The 23,353-nt window shown below is 59.8% G+C and carries 26 protein-coding genes; 16 read left to right on the top strand and 10 right to left on the bottom strand.

The window, feature by feature from the left end; translation table 11 throughout:
* Positions 1 to 107: 107 nt before the first annotated feature.
* Positions 108 to 443: a hypothetical protein gene (locus SM763_RS20860; RefSeq protein ID WP_368999601.1), complete on the top strand. Its 336-nt coding sequence runs from the start codon at positions 108 to 110 to the stop codon at positions 441 to 443.
* Between the two features lie 5 nt (positions 444 to 448).
* On the opposite strand, the gene SM763_RS20855 is transcribed toward SM763_RS20860, so the two are convergent.
* From SM763_RS20855 to SM763_RS20825, 7 genes are all read right to left on the bottom strand, one after another.
* Complete coding sequence (locus tag SM763_RS20855; RefSeq protein ID WP_012187045.1) at positions 449 to 901, bottom strand: DUF411 domain-containing protein; 453 nt, start codon at positions 899 to 901, stop codon at positions 449 to 451.
* On the bottom strand, positions 816 to 1,808 hold the full coding sequence (locus SM763_RS20850) for a sterol desaturase family protein (RefSeq protein ID WP_306005616.1): 993 nt from the start codon (positions 1,806 to 1,808) through the stop codon (positions 816 to 818). Before SM763_RS20850 ends, SM763_RS20855 begins: the two co-directional genes overlap by 86 nt.
* Before the next feature lie 6 nt (positions 1,809 to 1,814).
* The gene (locus SM763_RS20845) at positions 1,815 to 2,801 is read right to left on the bottom strand and encodes a cation diffusion facilitator family transporter (RefSeq protein ID WP_368999600.1); all 987 of its coding nucleotides are present in this window, start codon (positions 2,799 to 2,801) and stop codon (positions 1,815 to 1,817) included.
* Between the two features lies 1 nt (position 2,802).
* Positions 2,803 to 3,465 (bottom strand): TVP38/TMEM64 family protein, encoded by a 663-nt coding sequence (locus tag SM763_RS20840; protein WP_092813037.1) that lies wholly within the window; start codon positions 3,463 to 3,465, stop codon positions 2,803 to 2,805.
* Positions 3,466 to 3,468: 3 nt separating this feature from the next.
* Positions 3,469 to 3,918: a DUF6010 family protein gene (locus SM763_RS20835; RefSeq protein ID WP_012187041.1), complete on the bottom strand. Its 450-nt coding sequence runs from the start codon at positions 3,916 to 3,918 to the stop codon at positions 3,469 to 3,471.
* A gap of 161 nt (positions 3,919 to 4,079) precedes the next feature.
* Entirely contained in the window at positions 4,080 to 4,517 is a 438-nt protein-coding gene (locus tag SM763_RS20830; protein ID WP_012187040.1) for an ion channel, read from the bottom strand.
* 88 nt (positions 4,518 to 4,605) lie between these two features.
* Positions 4,606 to 5,079, bottom strand: coding sequence for a rhodanese-like domain-containing protein (locus tag SM763_RS20825; protein WP_368999599.1), 474 nt, complete (start codon positions 5,077 to 5,079; stop codon positions 4,606 to 4,608).
* 188 nt (positions 5,080 to 5,267) lie between these two features.
* Between SM763_RS20825 and SM763_RS20820 the strand changes: the two genes are divergently transcribed.
* The 7 genes from SM763_RS20820 (at position 5,268) to ccmI (ending at position 11,956) form a co-directional block, all read left to right on the top strand.
* Positions 5,268 to 5,990 carry a response regulator gene (locus tag SM763_RS20820; protein WP_368999598.1) on the top strand — a complete coding sequence of 241 codons (723 nt, stop codon included), beginning with the start codon at positions 5,268 to 5,270 and terminating at the stop codon, positions 5,988 to 5,990.
* On the top strand, positions 5,990 to 7,456 hold the full coding sequence (locus SM763_RS20815; RefSeq protein WP_368999597.1) for an ATP-binding protein: 1,467 nt from the start codon (positions 5,990 to 5,992) through the stop codon (positions 7,454 to 7,456). The genes SM763_RS20820 and SM763_RS20815 overlap by 1 nt, the downstream gene beginning before the upstream one ends.
* The gene (locus SM763_RS20810) at positions 7,392 to 7,697 is read left to right on the top strand and encodes an SHOCT domain-containing protein (protein WP_239367986.1); all 306 of its coding nucleotides are present in this window, start codon (positions 7,392 to 7,394) and stop codon (positions 7,695 to 7,697) included. The genes SM763_RS20815 and SM763_RS20810 overlap by 65 nt, the downstream gene beginning before the upstream one ends.
* 65 nt (positions 7,698 to 7,762) lie before the next feature.
* Positions 7,763 to 9,763 (top strand): heme lyase CcmF/NrfE family subunit, encoded by a 2,001-nt coding sequence (locus SM763_RS20805; RefSeq protein WP_368999596.1) that lies wholly within the window; start codon positions 7,763 to 7,765, stop codon positions 9,761 to 9,763.
* A gap of 8 nt (positions 9,764 to 9,771) precedes the next feature.
* Entirely contained in the window at positions 9,772 to 10,338 is a 567-nt protein-coding gene (locus SM763_RS20800) for a DsbE family thiol:disulfide interchange protein (RefSeq protein WP_007803389.1), read from the top strand.
* Positions 10,335 to 10,808, top strand: coding sequence for a cytochrome c-type biogenesis protein (locus SM763_RS20795; RefSeq protein ID WP_368999595.1), 474 nt, complete (start codon positions 10,335 to 10,337; stop codon positions 10,806 to 10,808). Before SM763_RS20800 ends, SM763_RS20795 begins: the two co-directional genes overlap by 4 nt.
* On the top strand, positions 10,805 to 11,956 hold the full coding sequence (ccmI, locus tag SM763_RS20790) for a c-type cytochrome biogenesis protein CcmI (RefSeq protein ID WP_050686135.1): 1,152 nt from the start codon (positions 10,805 to 10,807) through the stop codon (positions 11,954 to 11,956). Before SM763_RS20795 ends, ccmI begins: the two co-directional genes overlap by 4 nt.
* A 28-nt stretch (positions 11,957 to 11,984) precedes the next feature.
* Here ccmI and SM763_RS20785 read toward each other — a convergent pair whose 3' ends face one another.
* Together SM763_RS20785 and SM763_RS20780 are read right to left on the bottom strand one after the other, a co-directional pair.
* Positions 11,985 to 14,114, bottom strand: coding sequence for a protein-disulfide reductase DsbD family protein (locus tag SM763_RS20785; protein ID WP_046212141.1), 2,130 nt, complete (start codon positions 14,112 to 14,114; stop codon positions 11,985 to 11,987).
* Between the two features lie 285 nt (positions 14,115 to 14,399).
* On the bottom strand, positions 14,400 to 14,702 hold the full coding sequence (locus tag SM763_RS20780; protein WP_046212140.1) for a DUF2933 domain-containing protein: 303 nt from the start codon (positions 14,700 to 14,702) through the stop codon (positions 14,400 to 14,402).
* A 156-nt stretch (positions 14,703 to 14,858) separates the two neighbouring features.
* Here SM763_RS20780 and SM763_RS20775 point away from each other — a divergent pair, with 156 nt between their 5' ends.
* The 7 genes from SM763_RS20775 to SM763_RS20745 all read left to right on the top strand — a co-directional run bounded on the left by SM763_RS20775 (position 14,859) and on the right by SM763_RS20745 (position 20,442).
* Entirely contained in the window at positions 14,859 to 15,419 is a 561-nt protein-coding gene (locus SM763_RS20775) for a L,D-transpeptidase (protein ID WP_046212139.1), read from the top strand.
* Between the two features lie 28 nt (positions 15,420 to 15,447).
* On the top strand, positions 15,448 to 15,906 hold the full coding sequence (locus SM763_RS20770) for a c-type cytochrome (RefSeq protein ID WP_368999594.1): 459 nt from the start codon (positions 15,448 to 15,450) through the stop codon (positions 15,904 to 15,906).
* A gap of 372 nt (positions 15,907 to 16,278) precedes the next feature.
* Complete coding sequence (locus SM763_RS20765) at positions 16,279 to 16,872, top strand: c-type cytochrome (RefSeq protein ID WP_040182553.1); 594 nt, start codon at positions 16,279 to 16,281, stop codon at positions 16,870 to 16,872.
* 2 nt (positions 16,873 to 16,874) lie between these two features.
* Positions 16,875 to 17,792, top strand: a complete 918-nt coding sequence (locus SM763_RS20760) for a c-type cytochrome (protein ID WP_040182554.1) — start codon at positions 16,875 to 16,877, stop codon at positions 17,790 to 17,792.
* A 43-nt stretch (positions 17,793 to 17,835) separates the two neighbouring features.
* The gene (locus SM763_RS20755; RefSeq protein ID WP_058239069.1) at positions 17,836 to 19,230 is read left to right on the top strand and encodes a multicopper oxidase family protein; all 1,395 of its coding nucleotides are present in this window, start codon (positions 17,836 to 17,838) and stop codon (positions 19,228 to 19,230) included.
* Positions 19,227 to 19,709, top strand: coding sequence for a c-type cytochrome (locus SM763_RS20750; protein ID WP_058239068.1), 483 nt, complete (start codon positions 19,227 to 19,229; stop codon positions 19,707 to 19,709). The genes SM763_RS20755 and SM763_RS20750 overlap by 4 nt, the downstream gene beginning before the upstream one ends.
* Position 19,710: 1 nt before the next feature.
* Complete coding sequence (locus tag SM763_RS20745) at positions 19,711 to 20,442, top strand: DsbA family protein (protein ID WP_368999593.1); 732 nt, start codon at positions 19,711 to 19,713, stop codon at positions 20,440 to 20,442.
* Between the two features lie 42 nt (positions 20,443 to 20,484).
* Here the strand turns inward: SM763_RS20745 and SM763_RS20740 are convergent, their stop codons facing one another.
* Entirely contained in the window at positions 20,485 to 20,685 is a 201-nt protein-coding gene (locus SM763_RS20740; RefSeq protein WP_058239067.1) for a heavy-metal-associated domain-containing protein, read from the bottom strand.
* A 152-nt stretch (positions 20,686 to 20,837) separates the two neighbouring features.
* On the opposite strand from SM763_RS20740, the gene SM763_RS20735 reads away from it, so the two are divergent.
* On the top strand, positions 20,838 to 23,348 hold the full coding sequence (locus tag SM763_RS20735) for a heavy metal translocating P-type ATPase (protein ID WP_058239123.1): 2,511 nt from the start codon (positions 20,838 to 20,840) through the stop codon (positions 23,346 to 23,348).
* Positions 23,349 to 23,353: the final 5 nt, after the last annotated feature.

Below are 23,353 nucleotides of genomic sequence, written 5' to 3'. Positions count from 1 at the left end.
AAGCGCAGAAGGATGCGGTGGTCGCCCAAAGGGGCTCACCGAGTAGCCGTCACAAGGGCCGCAGTTCTCGATGGTCGGCTGACCGTCGCAAACAGAAAACGCGCCGCATGACCCCCATGTTCTGTCCACTCCCCGCGTCGCGTCTCAGATTAAAGGGCAACGCGACAGCCGCTTTTGCCGACCCGGCATTTGCCCGCGCCTATGGCCGTCAGGCGGCTCAACAGATACAGGCGCAGCGACAGATGCTGGAGATCGTCGGCATTCGGCGCGCAGAGGACCGGGTGATGGCAGGGTTGATCGCAGGCTTGCTCGAAGGCTCCATCGTCGAGTTTGCCGCTCGGTTACAATTGAGCCATGAGGCGACCTACAGGGCGCTGCGAAAGCTTGTGCAAGACGGACGGGTCATGAACCCGTCCCGCGGGATCTATCACCTGCACCCATGACCTGATCAGCTGTGGCTCGCGAAGACCGAGGTCGCGCCGTCGGAGCCAACAAGCAAGGTGTCAAAAGCGTCACCGGCCCCGGGACCGCCCATGCCGGGCGAACTCATCGGCATGCGGGGGACAGTCAAACCGCGCGCCATCGGTTGCTCTGCCAGCAGCCGCGTGATGTCCGCGGCAGGCACGTGGCCCTCGATAAAATAGTCGCCCACGACCGCCGTGTGACATCCAGCAAGTTCCGGTGCAATTTGCAGCCGATCTTTGAACGCATAAAGCGCATCCTGATCGACGTCCTGCGCCTCGACCGCGAAGCCCGCTTGCCGGACATGATCGACCCAAGCGGTGCAGCATCCGCAGGTGGGGGTTTTCAGGACTTTAATGACCGGTTCCGTGTTGGCCAGTGCTCGCAGGGGGAGTGTGGCAGCCGCTCCGGCCAGCAAGAACGTACGTCGTTTCATCATGTGTTCCTTTTTGAGTTACCCGAGACCCTAGAACTGTGTTTTCGAGAGTCCAGAGGCTGTTCCTGCTTGTCGGCGTGAGGGCGGATGTATCCAGGGCGTGTCCGCTTGCTGGCCCGCGAAGGGGCTGGATCAACATCCTGTCGACCCAGAGGTCGCGCGTCGTGCGAAACTGCTCGATACCGATCGTCATTCCCTCGTGGCCCTTCGCGGGCTGGGCTACGTAAGTACCCATGAGGCGGTCCCACCACGGCAGGTTGAAGCCGTAGTTTGAGTTGGTTTCGCGCGGATCGACAGAATGATGCACACGTTGCATGTCGGGTGTGACGACGATCCATCTGAGCCACCGGTCGACCGGTCTCGGCAGGTTGATGTTGGCATGGTTGAAGAGGGCAGTGGCGTTGAGGATGATCTCGAACAACAAAACCGCGACGGCGGGCGGACCAAGCGCTGCCACCAGGGCGAGCTTGATCGCCATCGAGATGAGGATCTCAATCGGATGGAAGCGTAATCCAGTGGTTGCGTCGAAGTCGAGATCCGCATGGTGCATCCGGTGCAGGCGCCACAGGGCCGGGACGGCGTGGAACATGACATGTTGCAGATAGATCGCCAGATCGAGCAGCAGCATGGACAGGATCACAGCCAACCCGAAAGGAGCCTCGATAATGTTGAACAGGCCCCAGCCCCGCTCCTCGGCCAGGACCGCCAGACCGACGGCCAGGATTGGGAAAGACAACCGGAGGATCGCGGTATCGATCACGACAAGTGCCAGGTTGTTCGACCAACGGATGACACGCGGAATGTCACGCCGCCGACGCGGGGCGGCGAGTTCCCAAAGCGCCATGGCGGCCAGCACACTCAAAAACGCCGTCAGACGAATCTCCGGCTCTGCGGCTAGTATTATGTCCATCACAGTCTACGGCCCTTCTGTGTTAGGGCTTGGGTGCGGATGCGCATCTCGCACATCAGTCTTTTCTTGCGCAGCCTTTGCAGCCGCTATCTGGACTATATCAAGATCCCGCGCGTGGCGCTCGTCGAGACACTCTGTTTCGAGCTGCAGCGTGACCATGTGAAACCCATGCTGTTCCGTCAGCCGCCGATAGGCCCTGTTCAGCAAATCCGCGGCCTCGGCGGGTGACTGATGGCGGATATGGGCGGAAAACGCGTGTTTGCCGCTGGTCAGCGTCCAGGCATGCACATGGTGAACATCCAGAACCCCGTCCTGCCCGTTCAGGTCCGCTGTTACAGCGTCGAGATCCGTTCCCTCGGGCGTGCCTTCCATGAGAATGTGGACCGCTTCCTTGATTACGCCCACAGAGGCCCAGAGGAGAACCACCCCGAACGCTATGCCGAGAATCGGGTCAATCGCCAGAAAGCCGGTGAACTCGATCACAAGGGCGGTGACGATGATCAGGAGGCTGCCGACAAAGGTCTGGATGATGTGCCAGAGCGCGCCACGGGCATTCAGATCGTCCTTGCTCGATTGCCACATCAGCGCCAGAGAGACCACTTCCGTGACCAGGCCCCCGAAGGCGACCCAAAGCATGGGGCCTGTGGCCAGGTGGATCGGGTCTCCGAGCCGCATCGCGCCCATCCAGATCACCAGAAGCGCCATGCCGAGAAGAAAGCCGCCATTCACCAGCGCCCCGATGATTTCGGCGCGGTACCATCCGAAACTGCGCGTCGAATCCGCTGGACGGCGCGCAATCCGCTGCGCGGAGATGGCCACGAGAACGCCGCCAACCGCCGACAGGGTGTGAAACGCATCCGACAGGACGGCAATCGAGCCAGTCCAGAGCCCGACGGCCAGTTCAATCACGAAGTAGACGCCGGTGAGCCAGGCCGAAATCACAAGGGCCTTGCCGGAACTCGGCATGTGCCCGGCGTGAGAATGACTGGCCATATCAGCTCTCCTCCCCTTGTGTACCGGTCTTTCGCGTCGCGGCGAAGAGAACCGACAGGCCGGTAAAGCCACCGAGCGCAAGCGCGGTCCATGTGGCAGTGCGGGCATCTCCGTTCATCGCCTGGTTGCCCATGTGAGCGAGCAAAAAACTCGCTGGAATAATCCCGGCCATCGTGGCCAGCGCGAACCTCCAAAGATGCAGCTTGCTCAGACCTGCGGCGTAACTGATCATATCGAAGGACAGAAACGGCAGCAGGCGACTGCCGAAGACCAAGAAGGTCAGAGTGTTCTGCGATCCGAACAGGCCTGTGTTAATCTTCTGACCGAGATGACGCTCAACGAAGGGACGACCGAGACCGCGGGCCAGACCAAAAGCGGCAAGCGCACCGAGTTCCGCGCCAAGAACGACAAAGAGTGTCCCGAACGTGTGCCCATAAGCCGCTCCGGCGGCGAGTGCGATCGGCGCCGAGGGCAGGGGGCTTGCGACGATAGCGATTGTCATAAGCGCCACGATAACAATTGGTCCGGCAAGACCTGCCGCCTCGATCCAGCGGTCAATTTCCGCGCGATCAGGCAGGCGAATGTCAACGCCAAGGACGTCCGGGAAGGCCAATGCGACGACTCCCATCAGGAACACCGCAATAAGAAGGATGCGCATCATCATGGATCAAAACACGGCATAGAGCAGAACGAAAAACGTCGCTGCCAAAAGGTCAAAGGCCACGCAGAATGGAATATACCAGTTCGGAATCCGGGCGAGACGATAAGAATTGTGGTGTGACATGTCCCAAAGGGCGTGCAGGGCCAAGCCCAAGGGAAGGAAAGCCCAATGCCATATCAGCCCCAAAAAGGCTGCCGAGCCGAACAAAAGGGCGACGGCGAGCTCTGCCCAGAACACGCGCGCTCTGCCGTCCGCGGCGCCAAAGCCGATATAGGCACCGCCAATCAAAGCAAGCGTGATCGAAGCAAGAGCTATCGAGCTCTTTTCATCCAAAAACAGGTGAGCCGGCATTGTGAGCAAGACAAACAACACACCAACCCATACGGGAGATTTCAAGATATCCCCGTGTCGATGGTGCGATACGTGATCGCCTGTCTTTTCGAAAATCTGTGCCATGGCTTTGTACCTAGGGATTCCAGCAACTGGAAGGTCAAGGGCTATTCATCCACGCGCGCAACGCAGCGCTCACTCAACCGTTCCACGGTGAGGTCAAAGGACCGATATCAGGACGTATTTGACGCTGACGCCAAGCTCATGTCCGACGCGCGTGGCGATTTTCAGTCATCTTTCGCCTTCTGCCAGACTTGCTGGCAGGCTGAGTAAAGAAACGTCGCTGACCAGGTCAGCAACATGAAGCCCAAAAGCGATTGCAGCATCAGCAACAGTCGAAAGGGCCCGACCACCTCTATGGACGAATAGCCAAGGGTCGAGAACGAGATGCCCGTAACATAGAGAACATCCTGAAACATCGGCGGGCTGTTGCTGAACGATTGCGGCAGAACGCTTGCCACCACCATCGTGTTGAACACGGCGAGCGTCACAAGTTCCAATACGTGCAGTAACAGCAACGCGGAAAACGTCAGGATGATCCGAAAGCCGGAGCCATCCGACCGCTGCGGGGAAAACTTCAGAATGCCCGACAACGCATAATGATGGACAATTCCCATCACGATCGCCGCGCATATTCCGACAAACATGGCCATCAACTCGGTCATACACCCAAACCCGTCTTCCTATTCAAACAGGTCAATTTGACCATACATCAGGCTTTTAGCACAACGGGACCTATTGGTTCTTCACAGGTCAGGCCAACGCGGGGGGCAACCCGTTCAGGGCGACATCCACTGGAACGGTCGGCAAGTTCGATGCGATCCAGCCAGGCCCTTCGCCTGATCCCAACATCCCTTCCGAGATATCGGCGTAGCCCGAATAACCAGCTTGTCTTAACGCTCGAAGCAGCGATGCGGAGCGTCCGCCAGTGGCGCAGATCAGTCCAACAGTGCGATCACCGCTCAGTTCCTTCGCCCTGAACAATCGGTCCGGAAAACCGGACGCGTGCATGCTTATCGGCCATACACCAGCACCTACGCCGGTTTCTTGCCACTCTTCGCGCGTTCTGACATCGATGATCCGCGCCGTATCCGATAGAAGCGCGTCAAAGGCATTCTCCGCCGACCAGACAGATCGGCTCTGCGCGAGCAGCGGTGACGCCGCGACGGTCAGCACCGTCATATGAGCACCCAGAACGAAACGGCGCCGGTTCAAATCAAGAGCCATATTCGAAAACCTCATCCTTTGATCGGTTGCGATCCCAAAGGTCACATAACATACGCGCGACGCTACCCGGGAGCACGACACGGTGCAGGCACAGATTTGTATCCATCTGTAGCAAGGGACTGACCTGATACAAACGGCTACAATTCTGCCCATGAAACACGATGCAACGATGATCTAGGAAGGACGCCATGGGACCGCCACTTCATATCCTTATCGTGGACGACCACGCTCAGATTCGCGAAAGCGTCGCGCGCTTTCTGGAGAAGAATGGAATGCGCACGACCGTCGCCAGGGATGCCGTGGAGATGGATGCCAAGCTGGCCACCGGTCACTTCGACCTCCTCGTGCTCGATGTCATGATGCCGGGCGAGGACGGTTTGTCGGTTTGCCGCAGACTTGCGCCAGAGGGTGATCTTCCTATCATCATGCTGACGGCGCTTGGTGAGGAAACGGATCGGATCGTGGGGCTGGAAATCGGTGCGGACGATTATCTCGCCAAGCCGTTCAATCCACGAGAACTGCTCGCCCGCATCAAGTCGGTTCTTCGGAGAAGCAACCGCGACGAACCTGTGGCCGGAAGCCTCGCTGGGAGGAAAGTCTCTTTTGCACACTGGATACTGGATACCGACCGGCAGGTGCTGATTGACGAGTCCACCACCGAGACCCCATTGACGACCTCCGAGTTCAAATTGCTGGCGGTCCTGCTGGAACGCGCGAGGATGGTGCTTAGCCGTGACCAGTTGCTTGACCTGACCGCTGGGCGGACGGCAGGCCCGATGGATCGCACCATCGACAATCAGATCAGCCGCCTCCGCCGCAAAATCGAGCCGGATGTACTTAGGCCCAGTGTCATCAAAACGGTGCGGAACGGCGGATACTGTCTGGCTGCCGATGTCGAGGATGCGCCGTGATGCGCCGTGCGATGAGGTCTCTGAGCGGCCAGTTGATCCTGCTTGTGGTCGCGGCACTTGTCGTGGCCCAGGCGATCAGCCTGTTCCTGTTCGCTGACGAGCGCAGCCTTGCGATTCGTGCCGCATTGGGGTTCGAGGCGGCGGGTCGCGCAGCAAATGTCGCGCGGTTGATCGAGGAGGCTCCGTTGGATCTGCAGGACTCGATCCTTCGCGCGGCAAATTCGCCTCTGATCCGGTTCGATCTGTCGGACGCTCCGATCGTGGATCACACCGGTCATTCGGACGGCGGTATCGTGGAAGCGCGCATACGCGCCCTGATGGACGACAGCTACAGCCGGGATATTCGCGTTGAATTGCACGAGGTCGAGGGCGAGTTGCGGCCTCTTCCCAATCTCTCGGACGAGATGACGGAAATGCATCTCGCGATGATGCGCGGAGAGTTGACAGCGGTTGAAATGAATCTGTCGATCGCCATCAAGAGAGCGCGTTGGCTGAATGTCGGAACGCGGTTCGAGCGTCCGCCAATCCAATGGCCTTTCTATTCGATGCTGACCTTTGGAATTTCCGCCGGACTGCTTCTGGTGGCGATCTTCTGGTTTGTCATGACGCGCCTGACGCGTCCTTTGCGGCACCTCTCCAAGGCCGCGGACCATCTTGGCCGGGGCGAAGATGTGGGCGAATTGGCGGTCACAGGGCCGACCGAGGTCAGAGATCTGACCGTCGCCTTCAACCGCATGCAACGACGGCTGACCCGGTTTGTCAGCGATCGTACACGTATGCTCGCAGCCCTTGGCCACGATTTACGCTCGCCGTTGACTGCTATGCGTGTCCGCGCGGAGCTGGTTGACGAAGAAGAGACGCGGGACAGCCTCATCGCATCGGTCGAAGAGATGCAGAGTATGGTCGAAGCGACGCTCACCTTTGCACGCGGCCTTACCGGATCCGAGGGTGCTGAAGTGGTCGATCTGCGCAATTTTCTGGACAGCTTGTGCAGCGATATGGCGGCACACTGCACCTTTGCCCCGAGTGATGATGTTGCCGTGCGGCTTCGACCCAACGCGTTCCGAAGGGCACTGAGGAACTTGCTTGAGAACGCCGTTCGCTACGGTGGTGCCGCAAAAGTCAGCTGGGCGACCCACGGTTCGAACCTCGTACTCAACATCGATGACAATGGGCCCGGCATTCCCGTCGACCAGTTGGAAAAGGTCTTCGATCCCTTCTATCGCCTCGAGCAATCGAGGTCTTTGGAAACGGGCGGTTATGGGCTTGGGCTCTCAATCGCGAGGACAATCGTCCAATCCCATGGCGGCGATATCCAGCTGGTCAACCATAACAGCGCGGGTTTGCGCGCTGTTGTCACCATCCCACTGGATGAAAGCGAACTAATCGAAGGAGAAACAGATGAAACTGAAAACGCTCATTCCAACGTTACTGGCCAGCTTGCCCGCCAGCATGGCGCGAGCTGATGGTCCAGGCTCCTGGACAGGTCACATGTGGGGCGGAGGCTATGGCTTTATGGGCGGCTTCATGATGCTCGCCTTCTGGGGCGCCGTGATCGCATTGATCGTGTTTCTGGTGCTCAGGCTGCGGGACAATGGCACCCGTCCCCCGGACTCGGACGCGCAGGAAGCGCTCCGGCGCCGCTTTGCGAATGGGGAAATCGACGAAGAAGAGTTCCGTCGCCGCAAAGCAACGCTCGACGAATAGACCCCGCCGCGGACGCCAAAGCCGTCCGACGCGACGCCCACCGACGCTGAATAGGAAAGAACGCCATGGTCCCGGAAATTGGTCACTTCGTACTGGCCCTCGCGCTGGCCCTCGCACTTGTTCAAAGCGTTCTGCCGATTGCAGGTGCGTCGCGTGGAAACGCCGTCTGGATGAAATCCGCCCAGGCGACGGCAATAGGACAAGTGCTGTTTGTGGCCATAGCCTTCGCAGCGCTGATGCAGGCCTTCATCGTCAGCGACTTCACCGTCAGGAACGTCGTCGAGAATTCCCATTCGCTCAAGCCGATGCTCTACAAGGTGGCCGGGACCTGGGGCAGCCATGAGGGTTCGCTGCTGCTCTGGATCCTGATCCTCGCGGTGTTCGGCGCGGGCGTCGCCTGGTTCGGATCGAACATCCCCGCCGAGACCAAGGCGCGCACCTTGTCGGTGCAGGCGTGGATCAGTGTCGGCTTCCTGTCCTTCCTGCTGCTGACGTCGAACCCGTTCGAGCGGGTGTTTCCGCCGCCGCTCGACGGCAATGACCTCAACCCGTTGCTTCAGGACATGGGTCTCGCCATGCACCCGCCGCTCTTGTATTTCGGGTATGTCGGCTTCTCCATCGTGTTTTCCTTTGCCGTTGCGGCTCTTTTGGAGGGTCGCGTCGATCCGGCGTGGGCCAGATGGGTCCGCCCGTGGACATTGGCCGCGTGGGTCAGCCTTACGGCCGGTATCGCTCTTGGATCGTGGTGGGCCTATTATGAACTGGGCTGGGGTGGCTGGTGGTTCTGGGACCCGGTCGAGAATGTAAGCTTCATGCCCTGGCTTCTTGGCACCGCGCTGCTGCATTCGGCCATCGTCACGGAAAAGCGCGATGCGTTCAAAAGCTGGACCATCCTGCTTGCCATCCTGACCTTCTCGCTTTCGCTGCTCGGGACGTTCATCGTCCGGTCCGGCCTGCTCACATCCGTGCATGCGTTCGCCGTCGATCCAGAGCGCGGAGTTTACATTCTGGGTTTACTCGCGGTGTCCATCGGTGGGTCGCTGGCGCTCTACGCCTGGCGGGCGCCCGAAATGGAGCCGGGTGGTTTGTTTCGCCCGATCAGCCGCGAAGCCGGGCTGCTCGTGAACAACCTCATTCTGGCCGCCGCTACGGGAACCGTTCTGTTCGGGACGCTTTATCCGCTGATCCTCGAGGCTATCACGGGGGACAAGATCTCGGTGGGTCCACCTTTCTTCAATGCGGCTTTCATTCCGATGATGCTGGCGCTGGTCGTGTTCATGGGTCTTGGTCCATTCCTGTCGTGGAAGCGGGCTGATATCGCCGGGTTGCTCGATCGCATTCGGTTCGTGGTCGTTCTGGCGTTCATCGCAGCTTTGGCCGCATGGTATCTTCTGAACGGTGGGCCGATCATGGCCTATCTTGCCATCCTTGGCGCAGCGTGGCTGCTTTTTGCAACCCTACGGGAATGGGCGCTACGCATCCGCCTGTTCGAGGTTCCCCTTGCAGAGAGCGCGAGACGCGCGCGCAACCTGCCACGTGCGTCACACGGCATGACGCTCGCCCATGCCGGCGTCGCTGTGTTGATGATGGGGATGATCGGCTCGACCGGATGGAAGAGTGAGGAGATCGTCTTTGCCGCCCCCGGGACCGAAGTCACGATCGCGGGGTTCGACATCACCTTCGAAGGGGCCACACAGGTTCAAGGGCCGAACTACATCGCGGATCGCGGCACCCTTGTGGTCCGTCGGGATGGCGAATTGGTCACGACACTGTTCCCGGAACGCCGGTATTACCCGGTCGCGGAAAGCCAGACGACGGAGTCGGCCATCCGCTCTACATTGGCGGGTGATCTCTATACGTCGATTGCAACGCCAGCCTCCGATCAAGTGAACAACGCCGGAGCATGGACCCTTCGGATCCTCTATGAACCGCTCGTCAACCTGATCTGGATCGGCTCGATCCTGCTGGTGATCGGTGGCTGTTTGTCCTTGTCGGATCGCCGTTTGAGGGTCGGGGCGCCGCGCCGCGCCAAACAGCCAGCCAGCGATGCTGTTCCTGCCGAGTAGGAGAGAAGATGAAACGTCTCATTGCCGGGCTGCCGTTTATTGCGGCGGTCATATTCGGGGGTTTTTTTCTCTGGGGGCTCAATCCCGACCGGGATCCCAACGAGATCCCTTCCGTCCTGATCTCGCAACCGGCCCCGGCGTTCGACCTCGATCCCGTGCCGGGGTTGGAGACACCCGGCCTGGCCCGAAGCGATCTTGTAGGCAACGAACGACCGGTCGTGGTCAATGTCTTTGCGTCCTGGTGCGTGCCCTGCCGCGCGGAACATGCCGTGTTGACACGCTTTGTCGAACGCGAGGGCATGCGGTTGTTCGGCATCAACTACAAAGACAAACCAGAAGATGCCGTGAAGTGGCTCAATGACCTCGGCAATCCCTACGAACGGATCGGGTCCGACCTTTCAGGCCGGACAGGGATCGAATGGGGCCTTTCAGGCGTGCCGGAAACCTTCATCGTCGATGGCGATGGTACTGTTCTGTTTCGCTATGTCGGGCCGGTCGTGGGTCCGGACGCCGTCGAACGGTTCACGCAAGCCCTGAAGCAGGCAGGCGCACTGCCAAAGGGAGCAGCATCATGAGACAGTTGATTTTCGCGTTTTGCATCGGGCTCCTTCCCTTTGCCGCCAATGCGGTCGAACCAGACGAAATGCTGGCCGACCCGGTATTGGAACAGCGTGCGCGGGAGATTTCCAAGGATCTGCGATGCGTCGTCTGTCAAAACCAGGACATCGACAGTTCGAACGCGGGTGTGGCGCGGGACTTGCGTCTGCTCGTACGCGAGCGACTGGTCACCGGAGACAGCGACGCGGAGGTGATCGAATACATTCGGGCGCGGTACGGGGATTACGTGCTGCTCAAACCGCCTCTGGAGCCTGCGACCTACGCGCTTTGGTTTGCGCCGATCGCTTTCGTTCTGATCGGGGTTTTCGTTGGTGGCGGGGTACTGATGAGTCGGCGAAAGCAAGAGGCTTTTGAAGATTTGGGCGCGGAGGATGAGAACACCGTGTCCGAGATTCTCAGACAAAACGAAGCGGGGGATGCGTCATGATCTGGGGTATTTTCGGTCTTCTGACGCTGGTCGCGATCGGAATAGTCCTCTACCCGCTGCTGCTGTCCAAATCGAACACTCTCACCAGAGGAGATGCGGTACCGGCCATCCTCGCCGATCAGATGCAGGAAATCGAACGAGACATGGACCGCGGTTTGATTTCTGAACAAGAAGCTCAAGCAGCCAGACTCGAGATCAAGAAACGGATCCTCGCGACGACCCGCAATTTGGAAGCAAAAGCCGGATCGTCCCGTAGTGGTGGCAGAGGCACTCTTGTTGTCGCGGCGGTCCTCGCGCCGGTTATTGCCGCGGGCTACTATCTGACAATGGGATCGCCGGAGGTGCCTTCAATGGCCTTCGCTGCCCGTGCAGAGGAGCGCGCACAGACTGATGAAGTGACGGCGCTGGCAATACAACTTCGCGAAAGGCTTATATCCGATCCGACCGGCGGCCCCAGCGAAGGGTGGATGCTGTTGGGCCAGACCTATCAGCGCATGGGCAGAACAGTTGATGCTGTCGAAGCATTCGAAGTTGTCGCCAAACGGGAGGATGCCACCTCCGCGACATTCTCCATGCTGGCGGAGGCTGTCGCGGTTGCCAATGATGGCGTTGTTATTCCACGGGCGAAATTGGCCATTGATCGCGCTTTGGAACTTGACCCATCCAATCCTGCGGCAACCTATTTCGAGTCTCTCTACCATCTTCAAAAAGAAGAGACGCGTAAGGCCTACGATCTGCTCGTTTCCCGGCTGAACCAGGAAAAGACGTTCGTGCCCTGGATGGAAACATACGTTTTGCAGATCAACCGGATTGCAGCGGCAGCTGACCTCCCGGTCGTCAATCTACCCAGCGGGCCGACATCCCCACCCGGCCCGAGTGCGGCAGATGTCGCGGCGGCGTCGGAGATGAATGACGCGGACCGCGCGGAGTTCATCCGATCGATGGTCTCGCGGCTGGCCGAGCGTCTTGAGGATGAACCGGACGATCTGGATGGTTGGATGCGGCTGGCAAACGCCTATACGGTCCTTGAGGAGCCCGATCGCGCCGTTGAGGCCTACCGCAAGGCTGAAGCGCTGTTGGAGCAGCAGCCCGCCAGTGATCCTCGGCGTGCGGCGGTCCGTGCCGCGCTTGAGCGGCTCGGCGGCTGACTGCTGGTCGGTGTCCCGCCCGGGCAGGTCACTCCTGTCCGGCAACCTTTGCGGAAACATCCCGACCGCTGGCTTGCGCCAAGGCGTCCATCACGTCTTCGGTTGTTAGCAATTCGGACAGCACAATGCCGTTCGGTGCCGATGGTCCGTAGACGGCATTGAAGGGGATGCCGTATCTGCCGAAACTCTCAAGGTAGCGGGAAATGCGCGTGTCCGGGCGTGTCCAATCTGCCTGCATCGCCGTGACTCCAGGCGCTTCAAGCGCGCTCCGGACTGGCTCCCGGTCGATGACAAGTGTCTTGTTCGCTTTGCAAGTCAGGCACCAGTCAGCGGTCACATCGACAAAAACGACCTCTCCTGCGGACACGCGTTTCGCTATGTCCGAACGATCAAATGCGATCCAAGCCATTGCCAACTGCGGCGTCGAACGCGCAGGTGCTGATTGCTGCAAGAGAGGACCTGCGGCAATGGCCAGGACAAGGCTGGCTATGGCAATAGACCACCTGAACTGGGACTGCACATTCGGGAGAGATAGTATCAGAACGGCGAGACCGGACAACGCCGCGACCGCGATGACAGACACAAGCCCGGCGACACCGTCGAGCACCCAGAACAGCCACACGGCGGTTGCAAGCAACAAGACCCCCATGACGCTTTTGATGATCAGCATCCATCGACCAGGCTTAGGCATGAATGCGACCAGACGCGGGAACGCGGCGATGACGAGATAGGGCAGGGCGAGGCCGAACCCGAGGCTCGAAAAGACTATGAGGATGTCCAAGCCACGCCCGGCCAAAGCAAAGGCCACAGCGGTGCCGAGGAACGGTGCCGAACAAGGCGTCGCCATGACGGCACCGAACATGCCAGTGAAAAAGTCGGCGGAATACCCGTTGCGTCCACCGGCCCCTGCAAGCCGCGTTTGAATGCCGTGTGGAAGGGCGAACTCGAACGCTCCGAACAGATTTGCCGAAAAGACGAGCAGGACAGCGATCATCACCGCAAGAAACAGCGGGCTTTGAAACTGCAGACCCCACCCGACGCTGAGGCCTGCCGTCTGGAGCGCCCAGAGGACGAGCGCCAGACCCCACATGAACGTCATGATGCCGGCGCTGGCAGCGACGAAACCGAACCGGACACGGGTTGTGTCGTGATCGGTGTGTTTGAGCACAGACGACACCTTGATGGACAGCACCGGCAGCACGCAGGGCATCACATTCAGGATCAATCCGCCCAGCAGCGCGATCGCGGCAATCCAGATCAGTTCCATCATGTCCGGTGTCGTGGCGGCCAGCTCAAAGGGTGGTGCTATTCCTTGCGCCACGCGATCCGCGATGATCGTGAAGGCCCGGTTCTCGCCGTCGGTGACGGTAATCGACGGAGCCACTGTCACATCCGTATTCGACGAGAGGATCGGCAAGCGCGCCCAAAGCAAACGATCCTCTTCTCCCAAACGGATATCGGGTTTGCCAAGCGCAACACCCATACCCAGTTCGGGAAACACATCCGGCGACTGGAGTGGTTCATCGACGCGAAGGCTGACGATCAACTCCGTGAGGTCTTCGTCGATGAAGGCATTTGCCTCGCTGACGCCGCTCGTCTTGGCCCCTTCGGGGACGCGCTCGGAAAACGTACCGATCAGCCCAGCCGAAGTGCTGTCGATGACGTTGCCCCGTCCGAGGCGAAGTGACAGGTCAAACTCTTCCGGGACACAGACATTGGAGCACACCAGCAGTTTGACCTGCGCGGAAAGAGTCACAGGTGCGCCGGGATCTTCGAGCGTTATGCGCAGCGGAAAGACGACTTCACCCGCATAACCAAAATTTTCGATGCCGAAGGCGGTGAAGCGCGTCGGGGCGGGCCACATGAATTCGACATCTGCGACGTTTTCGGAACCGCTCCATTCGACCGAAGGCGGTATTCCCACCTCGCCCGCCGACCGCCAATAGGTCTTCCAGTTTTCGTTCAGTTGAAGGTGAAGCCCGGCTGACAGAGTCTGTGTGTTCTCGGGAACGCCGTCCTGTACACTAATGAGATGCGCGGTGAGTGGCGCGCTCTGGTATTCAGCAGAGGTTGCTGCCGCGACACTTCCAGAGACAAGGGCCAGGAGCACGAAGGGAATAAGCAAAACCCGTCGCAGGATCAAAAGGCAATCGATCAAGATACCTGCTTCCTTCCCTTATTTTTACCGCAGATTTCGCCAAGACGGCGGAGGTCGCCTCAACGGAAACCTACGGCAAAACCCTGACGACCATCCGCGCAGTCAACTCGCGCGACGCCAGTCGCAGAAGTTGAAAGATACCGACACCCATCCGGCAGAAGGTCTGACGCTTGCTTCGTGGACACGATAGCGCCGCGATCCGGGCAGTCTTCTAGACTTCCTGCACATCCCCCAAGCAAGAAACCCGACAACAGCAACGCGCCTACGCGTACCTTCCCGCGTACATCACGGCCTGTCGCGGACCACGACTGGAATCGCGGAGGTCATGGGCTCGGTCGTTTCCTCGATAGTATCCTTTGCCTTGTCGGAATGGCACGATTTCCCCATGAATTTGTGCATCGCAAGATGCGCCCCCACGCACAGCAGGAGCGGGGCGAAAGCCGCTGCATTGCCCCACATGCCCGCCAATGTGCCGCCGGCAAGAAAAAATCCCGCAACGGGCAGCAGCATGACGGCGCAACACGCCATCATTCCGTAATGCATGAGCCTGTCCGTGATCGGCTTTTTTCTGTGGTTCTGGTGGTCCATGACACCCTCTTTGTCTCGTTTCCCGCGTCATTTGCGGCCCTCCAGCAGGGTAAGGTCAAGGATACAAATGGATACACTTCTCGCGGCCTTGTCAGGTTGCCAGATGCCGGGTCTCGCGTAAAAGACGTGTGACAAAACCGAGGCTGGGAGTGTGTCATGACGTCTTTGCCGAATAACAAGATTAACCGACGACGCCTATTTGGTTTGGCGGCGGTTGCTTTGGCTGCCCCAAGCGTGGTTCGGGCCGAAGTCATTCGCCGCAATATCTCTTCTTTCCGAGTTCACGAGTGGCAAGACCATTTCGATACGCTTGGAAAGGGTATCATTATCTCGGACACGGAAACACGGGCTCTGCAGCATTGGACAGCAGATGGGTCAATGCGGATCTATCCGACATCCGTTCCTCTGACCGATGAACTCACAAAACGCGGTTATACCGAAGTCGTGGAAAAGCGCAAAAACCCCAGCTGGGCGCCGACGCCCTCCATGCGGGAACGCAATCCAGAATGGCCGGCACGTGTCGAGGGAGGCGATCCTGCCAACCCTCTGGGTACCCGCGCATTGTATCTGTCCTGGCAATACTACCGTATCCACGGAACACAGGACACGCGAAAAATCGGCCGTCGGTCATCAAATGGCTGCATCGGTTTGTTCAACGAACAGGTTGAAGAGCTTTACGAGCGGGTGCCCGTCGGCACTCAAGTCAAACTCATCTGACCCAAGAGACAAGGCGGAAGATACAGGCATGGACAAATTGACCGCGCTTATTGGAGCCGTAGTTATAGCTGGCGGGGGAGTTGCAACTTGGCAGTTCATTTCTGCGGAAGATACAGCGATGGGTCATTCCATGACGCCTCCTGACACGAGTAGCATAGAAGCAGGCGACCCAATCGTTCAGGTCCAACTGCCGGCAGAATTCTCGGAGCAAGCCACGATTGGGAAAACCATATTCGAGGCTAAGTGTTCCGAGTGCCATGGAGCAAACGCAGCGGGACAAAACGGGATTGCCCCGCCTCTTGTGCACAAGATTTACGAGCCGAGCCACCATTCAGACATGGCCTTTGTTCTGGCCGCTCAAAATGGCGTGCGTGCGCATCACTGGAAATTCGGTAATATGCCCAAGATCGAGGGGCTGACCCAAGGAGACGTCAAGATGGTGGCTGCCTATGTCCGAGAACTACAGCGGGCCAACGGGATCAACTGATGCGTTGGTCGAAGACGAACAGATGGATCCTGTCGATCGTTTTTGGCCTGTTCCTTGTGGTTCTCGGTGTCCCTGAGGCACCAGCGTTCCATGATAGAGCGTCTTTGGCGCAAGAATCACACAGTCATGAAAATGTGGGGCCATCTACGAGCGAGACCTCTGGTCACTGTCATCCGGGACTCGACTGTTCTGTTCCGGCAGCGTTGTTGTTCCCAGAAACGGTGGTTTACGAGCCTCATTTTATGAACGCCGTCATGCAAGACGGCGCGACCCAACGAACCGAATTGCGCCCCGACAGCGATCCTCCACCCCCACGGAAGTGGGTCTGATTTCACACCCCTCTTAGAGCAGACCCATTAAAGGATCGAAGACATGAAAAAGACGACTATCGCAGCGGCAGTGTTGATTGCAGGAACCGCGGTCGCGGCATTTGCGCATAGCGGTGCCACGGGCATCGTAAAGGAACGCATGGATGCCATGGCCGCCATGGGAAAGGCAGTCAAAACCGTAGCCCCGATGATGCGGGGCGAAACGGCCTATGACGCAGAAATAGTGGGCGATGCAGCGCGCCTGTTCCAGCAGCACGCCGGTGAGAGCATGACAAAGCTGTTCCCAGAGGGCACAGGTGGCATGCCCTCGGAAGCCAAAGACGAAGTGTGGACCGATTGGGACCGCTTCGCAGCACTGGCAAATCAGCTGGAAGAATACTCTGAAGGCCTGAAACGCGCAGCCGACAATGGGCTAGGCGGCATGGGCGGCAATACCTCCACGGATGGCGCCTCGATGATGGGCGGCGGATCCATGATGGGAAGCGATACAACCATGATGGGCGGGAGCACGATGATGGGCAGCGGCGGCATGATGGATGCTGCCGCCATTGCCGAAATGCCCGCCGACGCGGCATTCGCGATGACGACACAGGTCTGTTCCGCATGCCATGAACGCTTCCGGGCGGAAGAAGACTAACCATGCGCCGGTTTTTGAAACTCGTCACCGGGGTCGCCGTGCTGGGCGCGGCCGGCCTCGGCGTGGTGATTGCATGGCCTGTCGGCAGTGCAGTGACTCCGATTGCAACAGAGGGCAATGTCGACCGGGGCGCATATTTGGCGCGCGCCAGTGGGTGCATTGCCTGTCATACCAATTTTGAAGCGGGCGGCGCACCACTTGCCGGAGGGGCGCCGCTCGAAACCCCGTTCGGAACGTTCTATCCGCCCAACCTGACGACCGACCCCGAACATGGCATGGGCGAATGGACGGCAGAACAGTTCGCAAAAGCCGTGCGGCAGGGGATCGGCCCCGATGGAACGCCCTACTATCCATCTTTCCCATATACGTTCTATGCGGATTTTTCTGACCAGGATATCGCTGACCTCTGGGCGGCGTTTCAAACCGTGCCGCCCGTGGACGAACCTGCACCAGAAAACGATGTCAGCTTCCCATTCGATCAACGATGGGGGCTGAAGCTCTGGCGAGCGGCGTTCTTCTACGATCCGGATACCGAACCGGTTGAAGGGCGAAGCGGCGCATGGAATCGCGGACGGGAATTGGTGCGCGGTGCGGCACATTGCGGAGCCTGCCATACGCCGCGCAATCTTGCAGGAGGTCGCGATATCGGTGCTTCCTTTGCAGGCAACGCCCAGCTTCCCGGTGGCAGCAAGGCACCCGCGATACGGCCAAAAGACCTGGCCAAAAATGACTGGACGGTTTCAAACCTCGCTTATGCGCTCCAGACCGGCATCATCCCTTCGGGCGATGCTTTCGGCGGCAGCATGGCGGAAGTGGTTCGCGAGGGAACTCGGTTTCTGACACCTGCCGATCGCGAAGCGATGGCGCTTTTCCTGCTGAACAAGGACACGGTCGAGGCGGAGAACCCCGCGTCGAACTAACACCACGCGGGGGCAACAAGCCCCCGCTTTCTCGAGGATCGAAATGAGACAAACACGTCGGGATTTCTTGCGCCATGCAACACTGGCGGCCTGCGCGGCGGCCATCCCGCGGTCGGCTTTTGCCGCAACCCCGTTCGAGGACGTGGTTGCCAAGGTTGCACGTCAACAGCTTCTTCCGGACACCTACCCGGAAACAGAGATCTGGGGCTATGACGGCCTTGTTCCGGCCCCGGAAATCCGGGTCGCTCAAGGCGATCGGGTGCGCCGCAGGTTCCGCAACGAGGTACCCGATCCCAGTTCGGTTCACTGGCACGGAATCCGGATCGATAACGCGATGGATGGCGTTTCAGGGCTGACCCAAGAGCCCGTGGCACCTGGTGAAACCTTTGACTACGACTTCGTCGTACCGGACGCCGGGACCTATTGGTACCACGCGCATAATCGCTCATACGAGCAGGTCGCGCGTGGTTTGCGCGGTGCTTTGATCGTCGAAGAGGCCAATGGACCGGACATCGACCGCGAGGAAGTCATCGTTCTGGAGGACTGGTTGCTCGATCCCGAAAGCGGGCAGCTTTTCGACAATTTCGAGCAGCCTATGATGATGAGCCACGGTGGACGCATCGGCAACTTTATCACGACCAATGGGCGCTATGACCTGACCTTGTCCGCGAAGCGCAACGAACGCATTCGCTTGCGGATCATCAACGCAGCAAGCGCGCGGATTTTCCCGCTGACGCTCTCGGGGTTGAGTGGCTGGAGGGTGGCCGTCGATGGAATGCCAATCGGCCAACCCCAGCAGATTGACGGCGAGTTGATCCTCGGCCCGGCACAGCGCGTCGACTTAATTGTCGATGTGACCGAAGACGAAGGCGGCGTGGCCCATTTGCTGCGCATCGGCGATGACGATCAACCGACCCCGCTCGTGAGTTTTCCGATCGACGGCACAGCCAGTTCAGTACCAAGAGGCAAGCCACTGCCGTTGCCGCCGAACCCCGCAGCAAACGCCCCGGACCTTGCCGATGCGCGAGATTTGCGACTGGTCATGTCCGGCGGTGCAATGGGGCGGATGCAGTCCGCGTTGCTCGGTGGGGAACGTCTTGGATTCCGTCAGCTTGCCCAAGCGGGCAAATTCTGGGCCCTGAATGATGTCGCCGATATGACCGACACGCCACTGGCCGATCTATCCCTGAACGAGCCGGTGCGCTTGAAGATCGAGAACCAGACCGTGTTCCCACATGCGATGCACCTGCACGGGATGCATTTCCGTGAGCTGCGCCCCGACGGCGCGTTCGGGCCGATGCGGGACACGATCCTGTTGGCCGGCAACGAGTCCCGGGAGATCGCCTTTACGGCAGACAATCCCGGCAAGTGGCTGTTCCATTGCCACATGCTCAGCCACGCCGCGTCCGGCATGACAACCTGGATACGGGTCACATGAGGTATCTCGTTTGGTCCGTTCCGATCACTGTCGCAGCAGCCGCCTTCACGTATTGGCTCTCGACCAGTGCATCCTCGGATGTCGGCAGCGCGTCCAAGGCGGAGAGCTACGACATCGAAGAAGGCGCGTTGCTCTACGCAGAAAACTGCGCGTCTTGTCATGGCGCGGATCTGGAAGGCCAGCCGGAATGGCGAACGCCGGGCGCGGATGGGCGCCTGCCAGCACCACCGCATGATGAGACGGGTCACACCTGGCATCATCCTGACAGCCTGCTCTTCGATTACACAAAACTGGGGGGTGCAACGCTTCTGGCGCGTCAGGGCGTCGAATTCGACAGTGGCATGCCCGGTTTCGCAGACGTGCTGACCGACCAGCGAATTCACAACATCCTGGCCTTCATCCGGTCCACCTGGCCAGATCGCATCCGCGAAGTCCAGGCCGCGCGGACAGAAGCCGACGAACAACGGGGAGAGAACTAAAATGCGTTTCAGACAAGCCTTCACGACGGTCGCGATAGCTGCCTTGCTTCCGCTACCGGCACTCGCCGACGAACTGTCAGAGTCCCGGGTCAAGGAACTTGTGCTGGAAGCAATCCGCGAGAACCCGGAGATTGTCATGGAGGCCGTCGCCATCCTTGAACAAAGGCAGGCGCAAGCGCTGGAGCTCAGTCAGGCCCAAGTTCTGAATGACCAGCGCGATCTGATCGAGAACGATCCGAATGCGCCGGTTCTCGGCAACGCGGAAGGGGACGTCACCGTTGTGGAATTTTTCGACTACAACTGTCCTTATTGTCGGCGGGTCAAACCCGAGGTGCGGGCTTTGATCGAAGACGATCCAAACATTCGCCTCGTCTATCGTGAATGGCCCATTCTCGGAGACGGATCGGTGTTCGCCGCGAAAGCGGCCTTGGCAGCGCGCAAGCAGGACAAATACGAAGAGTTTCACTGGGCGATGATGGGGCTGGAAGGCCGCGCGGAAGAGGCCTCCGTGCTGCGCGTTGCCGAGGAGATCGGCCTGGATATCGCACAGTTGCGCAAGGACATGGAGGCCCCCGAGGTCGAAGAGCACATTGCGACATCCATGCAACTGACCCAAGCTCTGGGCTTTAACGGCACGCCGTCTTTCGTGATCGGTGACGCGCTGGTCCCGGGCTTCGTCGAAAAGGCGCAGCTTGTCGACTTGGTCGAGGAAGCCCGCAAAGTCGAAGACTGAAATTCTGTGCCCGGACCGCCCTTGGGTGGTCCAGGCACTGCATCAAGCGGCCGCAGGTTCCACGTTGTAGCCCGCATCCCGAATGATCGCTAGGACTTGATCGGCTGGTAACACGCTGGCGACACGCACATGTCGGGCAGAAAGGTCACATTCTACGCCTGCATTCGGATCTGCGCTCTTCACCGCGCTTTCGATTGCTGCGGTGCAATGTCCACAGCTCATGTCCGGAACGCTGAACTTCATCGGAACCACTCCTTGATCTGATTTCTGTCGGTGACATGGGGCTTCCCCCCGCTGGAAGGTCAAGTGAAGAAATTTATTTGGCGCCCTCCCATTGACCCTCCAGTAACTGGAAGCCTCATATTCCACTTCGAATGGAAAAACAGGTGACACATATGCCCGAACCCAAACAGATCAGCCTGCCGATCGAAGGCATGTCATGTGCGTCCTGCGTTGGCAGGGTCGACCGCGCATTGAATGCAATCGACGGCGTAGAGGATGTGTCGGTGAATCTTGCATCCGAAACCGCGCGTATGAGCGTGGACGCGCTCAAGCGCGTTCCGGAAATCATCGAAACCCTTCGCGAGCTGGGCTACCCCGCGCGGACGGCCAAGGCCGAACTCACGATTGCAGCCATGTCCTGTGCCTCTTGCGTCGGGCGGGTCGACAAGGCGCTTTCCGCGGTGCCTGGAGTGGTCGAGGTGAACGTCAACCTCGCCTCCGAGACGGCGACGGTGGTTTACGTCGAAGGTCTTGTCACGACATCCGATCTGGTAAATGCAAGCGGCGCGGCAGGGTATCCAGCAACCGTGGCAACGGCCCAAGCCGGTGACGACAGGGTTGCGCGCAAGGAGGAAGAGGCTCAGGCGCTTGCCAAACGGGTCACCTTTGCAGCCATCCTCGCCTTGCCGGTCTTTTTGATCGAGATGGGTGGCCACGTCATTCCGGCCGTTCATATGCTTATCGAGACCACGATTGGTCAGCAGACGAGTTGGCTTCTTCAATTCGTTCTCACGACAATCGTTCTCTTCGGCCCGGGCCGGACGTTTTACACCAAGGGTTTCCCGGCCTTGTTCCGGGGTGCCCCCGACATGAACAGCCTCGTCGCGGTCGGCACCGGGGCGGCTTACCTTTATTCCGTGGTTGCGACATTCGTACCGTCGGTCCTGCCTGACACGCTGCGCACCGTCTATTTCGAGGCGGCAGCGGTCATCGTCGTTCTGATCCTTCTGGGGCGGTTTCTTGAAGCGCGCGCCAAGGGGAGAACGGGCGCGGCCATCCAGAAGCTATTAGGGCTTCAGGCGCGGACTGCACGCGTGATGCGGGACGGAGAAAGCGTCGAGATCGAGATCGATGCGCTGGTTCAGGGTGACATCGTCATCGTGCGCCCTGGTGAACGCATCGCGGTCGATGGCGAGGTCATCGAGGGGACCAGCCGCGTCGACGAAAGCATGCTGACAGGCGAGCCGATCCCCGCTGAAAAAGGTGCCGGAGATACGGTGACCGGCGGGACGGTCAACGGCGCCGGAAGCCTGCAGTTCCTCGCCACGCGGGTCGGCGCCGACACGACCCTGGCGCAGATTATTCGCATGGTCGAAGAGGCCCAGGGCGCCAAACTGCCGATCCAGGGATTGGTCGACCGGATCACCTTGTGGTTCGTGCCTGCCGTGATGGCGATCGCGGCGGCGACCGTGCTGGTCTGGCTGTTTTTCGGGCCTGATCCGGCCCTGACGATGGCGCTGGTCGCCGGTGTGTCGGTGCTCATCATCGCGTGCCCCTGCGCGATGGGGCTTGCGACGCCGACCTCGATCATGGTCGGGACGGGACGTGCTGCGGAAATGGGCGTCCTGTTCCGCAAGGGCGACGCCTTGCAGCTACTTGATTCCGTTGATGTGGTCGCCCTCGACAAGACAGGCACGGTGACCGAGGGGCGACCCGCACTGACTGACCTTGTGCTGGCGGAAGGGTTCGATCGTTCAACAACGCTCTCGAAGATCGCCGCCGTGGAGTCGCTCTCCGAGCATCCTGTCGCGGACGCCATCGTCCGCGCCGCCCGGGGCGACGGCGCCCCGCTTGTGGGGGCCGAAGGTTTCCAGTCGGTCACCGGTTACGGCGTGCGCGCCTTGGTCGAAGGCGCGGAGGTGTTGGTTGGGGCCGACCGCTACATGACGCGGGAAGGCATTGACATCTCGGCATTGGCACCAGAGGAAACGAAGATCGCGAGCAAGGGTCGGACGGCGCTTTACGCTGCCATAGATGGACGTATCGCCGCCGTGATCGGCGTCGCCGATCCGGTCAAACCGGCAAGCCGCGCAGCCATCGCAGCGCTGCACGAAAAGGGTCTTGCGGTTGCGATGATCACCGGGGACAAACGCGAAACCGCCGAAGCCATCGCCCGCGAAACCGGCATCGACCATGTCGTCGCCGGCGTTCTGCCAGACGGCAAGGTCGCGGCGCTCAACAGTTTGCGCGAGGGCGGCAAGCGCATCGCCTTTGTCGGCGACGGGATCAACGACGCCCCGGCGCTGGCGCATGCCGATGTGGGCATCGCCATTGGAACCGGCACCGATGTGGCCATCGAATCTGCGGATGTCGTCCTGATGTCGGGCGATTTGCGCGGCGTGGTGAACGCCTTCGAAGTATCGCGGCGGACCATGCGCAACATCCGGCAGAACCTGTTCTGGGCCTTTGCCTACAACGTGGCACTTATTCCGGTCGCTGCCGGGGTGCTCTATCCGGCCTTTGGGTTGCTCCTGTCACCAATCCTTGCGGCGGGTGCGATGGCGTTGTCCTCGGTGTTTGTCCTGACCAATGCCCTGCGGCTGCGGCGCATCGCGCCTGCGATGGACGAGCAGCGCGCAATCCCGGCAGAGATGGCAGCCGCCACTCCTGCTCCAGCAGAATAACGGAG

This window comes from Pseudophaeobacter sp. C1-32P7, assembly GCF_041008775.1.
GTDB classification, from domain to species: Bacteria; Pseudomonadota; Alphaproteobacteria; order Rhodobacterales; family Rhodobacteraceae; genus Phycobacter; species Phycobacter gallaeciensis_A.
The sequence above is the reverse complement of the archived record's forward strand: the minus strand, read 5'-3'. Positions and strand labels throughout refer to the sequence as shown.

What these genes read in the sequence shown, in the direction of transcription:
- SM763_RS20860 (WP_368999601.1), top strand. Translation starts at nt 108, where the DNA reads ATGACCCCCATGTTCTGTCCACTCCCCGCGTCGCGTCTCAGATTAAAG.
- SM763_RS20855 (WP_012187045.1), bottom strand. Translation starts at nt 901, where the DNA reads ATGATGAAACGACGTACGTTCTTGCTGGCCGGAGCGGCTGCCACACTC.
- SM763_RS20850 (WP_306005616.1), bottom strand. Translation starts at nt 1,808, where the DNA reads ATGGACATAATACTAGCCGCAGAGCCGGAGATTCGTCTGACGGCGTTT.
- SM763_RS20845 (WP_368999600.1), bottom strand. Translation starts at nt 2,801, where the DNA reads ATGGCCAGTCATTCTCACGCCGGGCACATGCCGAGTTCCGGCAAGGCC.
- SM763_RS20840 (WP_092813037.1), bottom strand. Translation starts at nt 3,465, where the DNA reads ATGATGATGCGCATCCTTCTTATTGCGGTGTTCCTGATGGGAGTCGTC.
- SM763_RS20835 (WP_012187041.1), bottom strand. Translation starts at nt 3,918, where the DNA reads ATGGCACAGATTTTCGAAAAGACAGGCGATCACGTATCGCACCATCGA.
- SM763_RS20830 (WP_012187040.1), bottom strand. Translation starts at nt 4,517, where the DNA reads ATGACCGAGTTGATGGCCATGTTTGTCGGAATATGCGCGGCGATCGTG.
- SM763_RS20825 (WP_368999599.1), bottom strand. Translation starts at nt 5,079, where the DNA reads ATGGCTCTTGATTTGAACCGGCGCCGTTTCGTTCTGGGTGCTCATATG.
- SM763_RS20820 (WP_368999598.1), top strand. Translation starts at nt 5,268, where the DNA reads ATGGGACCGCCACTTCATATCCTTATCGTGGACGACCACGCTCAGATT.
- SM763_RS20815 (WP_368999597.1), top strand. Translation starts at nt 5,990, where the DNA reads ATGCGCCGTGCGATGAGGTCTCTGAGCGGCCAGTTGATCCTGCTTGTG.
- SM763_RS20810 (WP_239367986.1), top strand. Translation starts at nt 7,392, where the DNA reads ATGAAACTGAAAACGCTCATTCCAACGTTACTGGCCAGCTTGCCCGCC.
- SM763_RS20805 (WP_368999596.1), top strand. Translation starts at nt 7,763, where the DNA reads ATGGTCCCGGAAATTGGTCACTTCGTACTGGCCCTCGCGCTGGCCCTC.
- SM763_RS20800 (WP_007803389.1), top strand. Translation starts at nt 9,772, where the DNA reads ATGAAACGTCTCATTGCCGGGCTGCCGTTTATTGCGGCGGTCATATTC.
- SM763_RS20795 (WP_368999595.1), top strand. Translation starts at nt 10,335, where the DNA reads ATGAGACAGTTGATTTTCGCGTTTTGCATCGGGCTCCTTCCCTTTGCC.
- ccmI (WP_050686135.1), top strand. Translation starts at nt 10,805, where the DNA reads ATGATCTGGGGTATTTTCGGTCTTCTGACGCTGGTCGCGATCGGAATA.
- SM763_RS20780 (WP_046212140.1), bottom strand. Translation starts at nt 14,702, where the DNA reads ATGGACCACCAGAACCACAGAAAAAAGCCGATCACGGACAGGCTCATG.
- SM763_RS20775 (WP_046212139.1), top strand. Translation starts at nt 14,859, where the DNA reads ATGACGTCTTTGCCGAATAACAAGATTAACCGACGACGCCTATTTGGT.
- SM763_RS20770 (WP_368999594.1), top strand. Translation starts at nt 15,448, where the DNA reads ATGGACAAATTGACCGCGCTTATTGGAGCCGTAGTTATAGCTGGCGGG.
- SM763_RS20765 (WP_040182553.1), top strand. Translation starts at nt 16,279, where the DNA reads ATGAAAAAGACGACTATCGCAGCGGCAGTGTTGATTGCAGGAACCGCG.
- SM763_RS20760 (WP_040182554.1), top strand. Translation starts at nt 16,875, where the DNA reads ATGCGCCGGTTTTTGAAACTCGTCACCGGGGTCGCCGTGCTGGGCGCG.
- SM763_RS20755 (WP_058239069.1), top strand. Translation starts at nt 17,836, where the DNA reads ATGAGACAAACACGTCGGGATTTCTTGCGCCATGCAACACTGGCGGCC.
- SM763_RS20750 (WP_058239068.1), top strand. Translation starts at nt 19,227, where the DNA reads ATGAGGTATCTCGTTTGGTCCGTTCCGATCACTGTCGCAGCAGCCGCC.
- SM763_RS20745 (WP_368999593.1), top strand. Translation starts at nt 19,711, where the DNA reads ATGCGTTTCAGACAAGCCTTCACGACGGTCGCGATAGCTGCCTTGCTT.
- SM763_RS20740 (WP_058239067.1), bottom strand. Translation starts at nt 20,685, where the DNA reads ATGAAGTTCAGCGTTCCGGACATGAGCTGTGGACATTGCACCGCAGCA.
- SM763_RS20735 (WP_058239123.1), top strand. Translation starts at nt 20,838, where the DNA reads ATGCCCGAACCCAAACAGATCAGCCTGCCGATCGAAGGCATGTCATGT.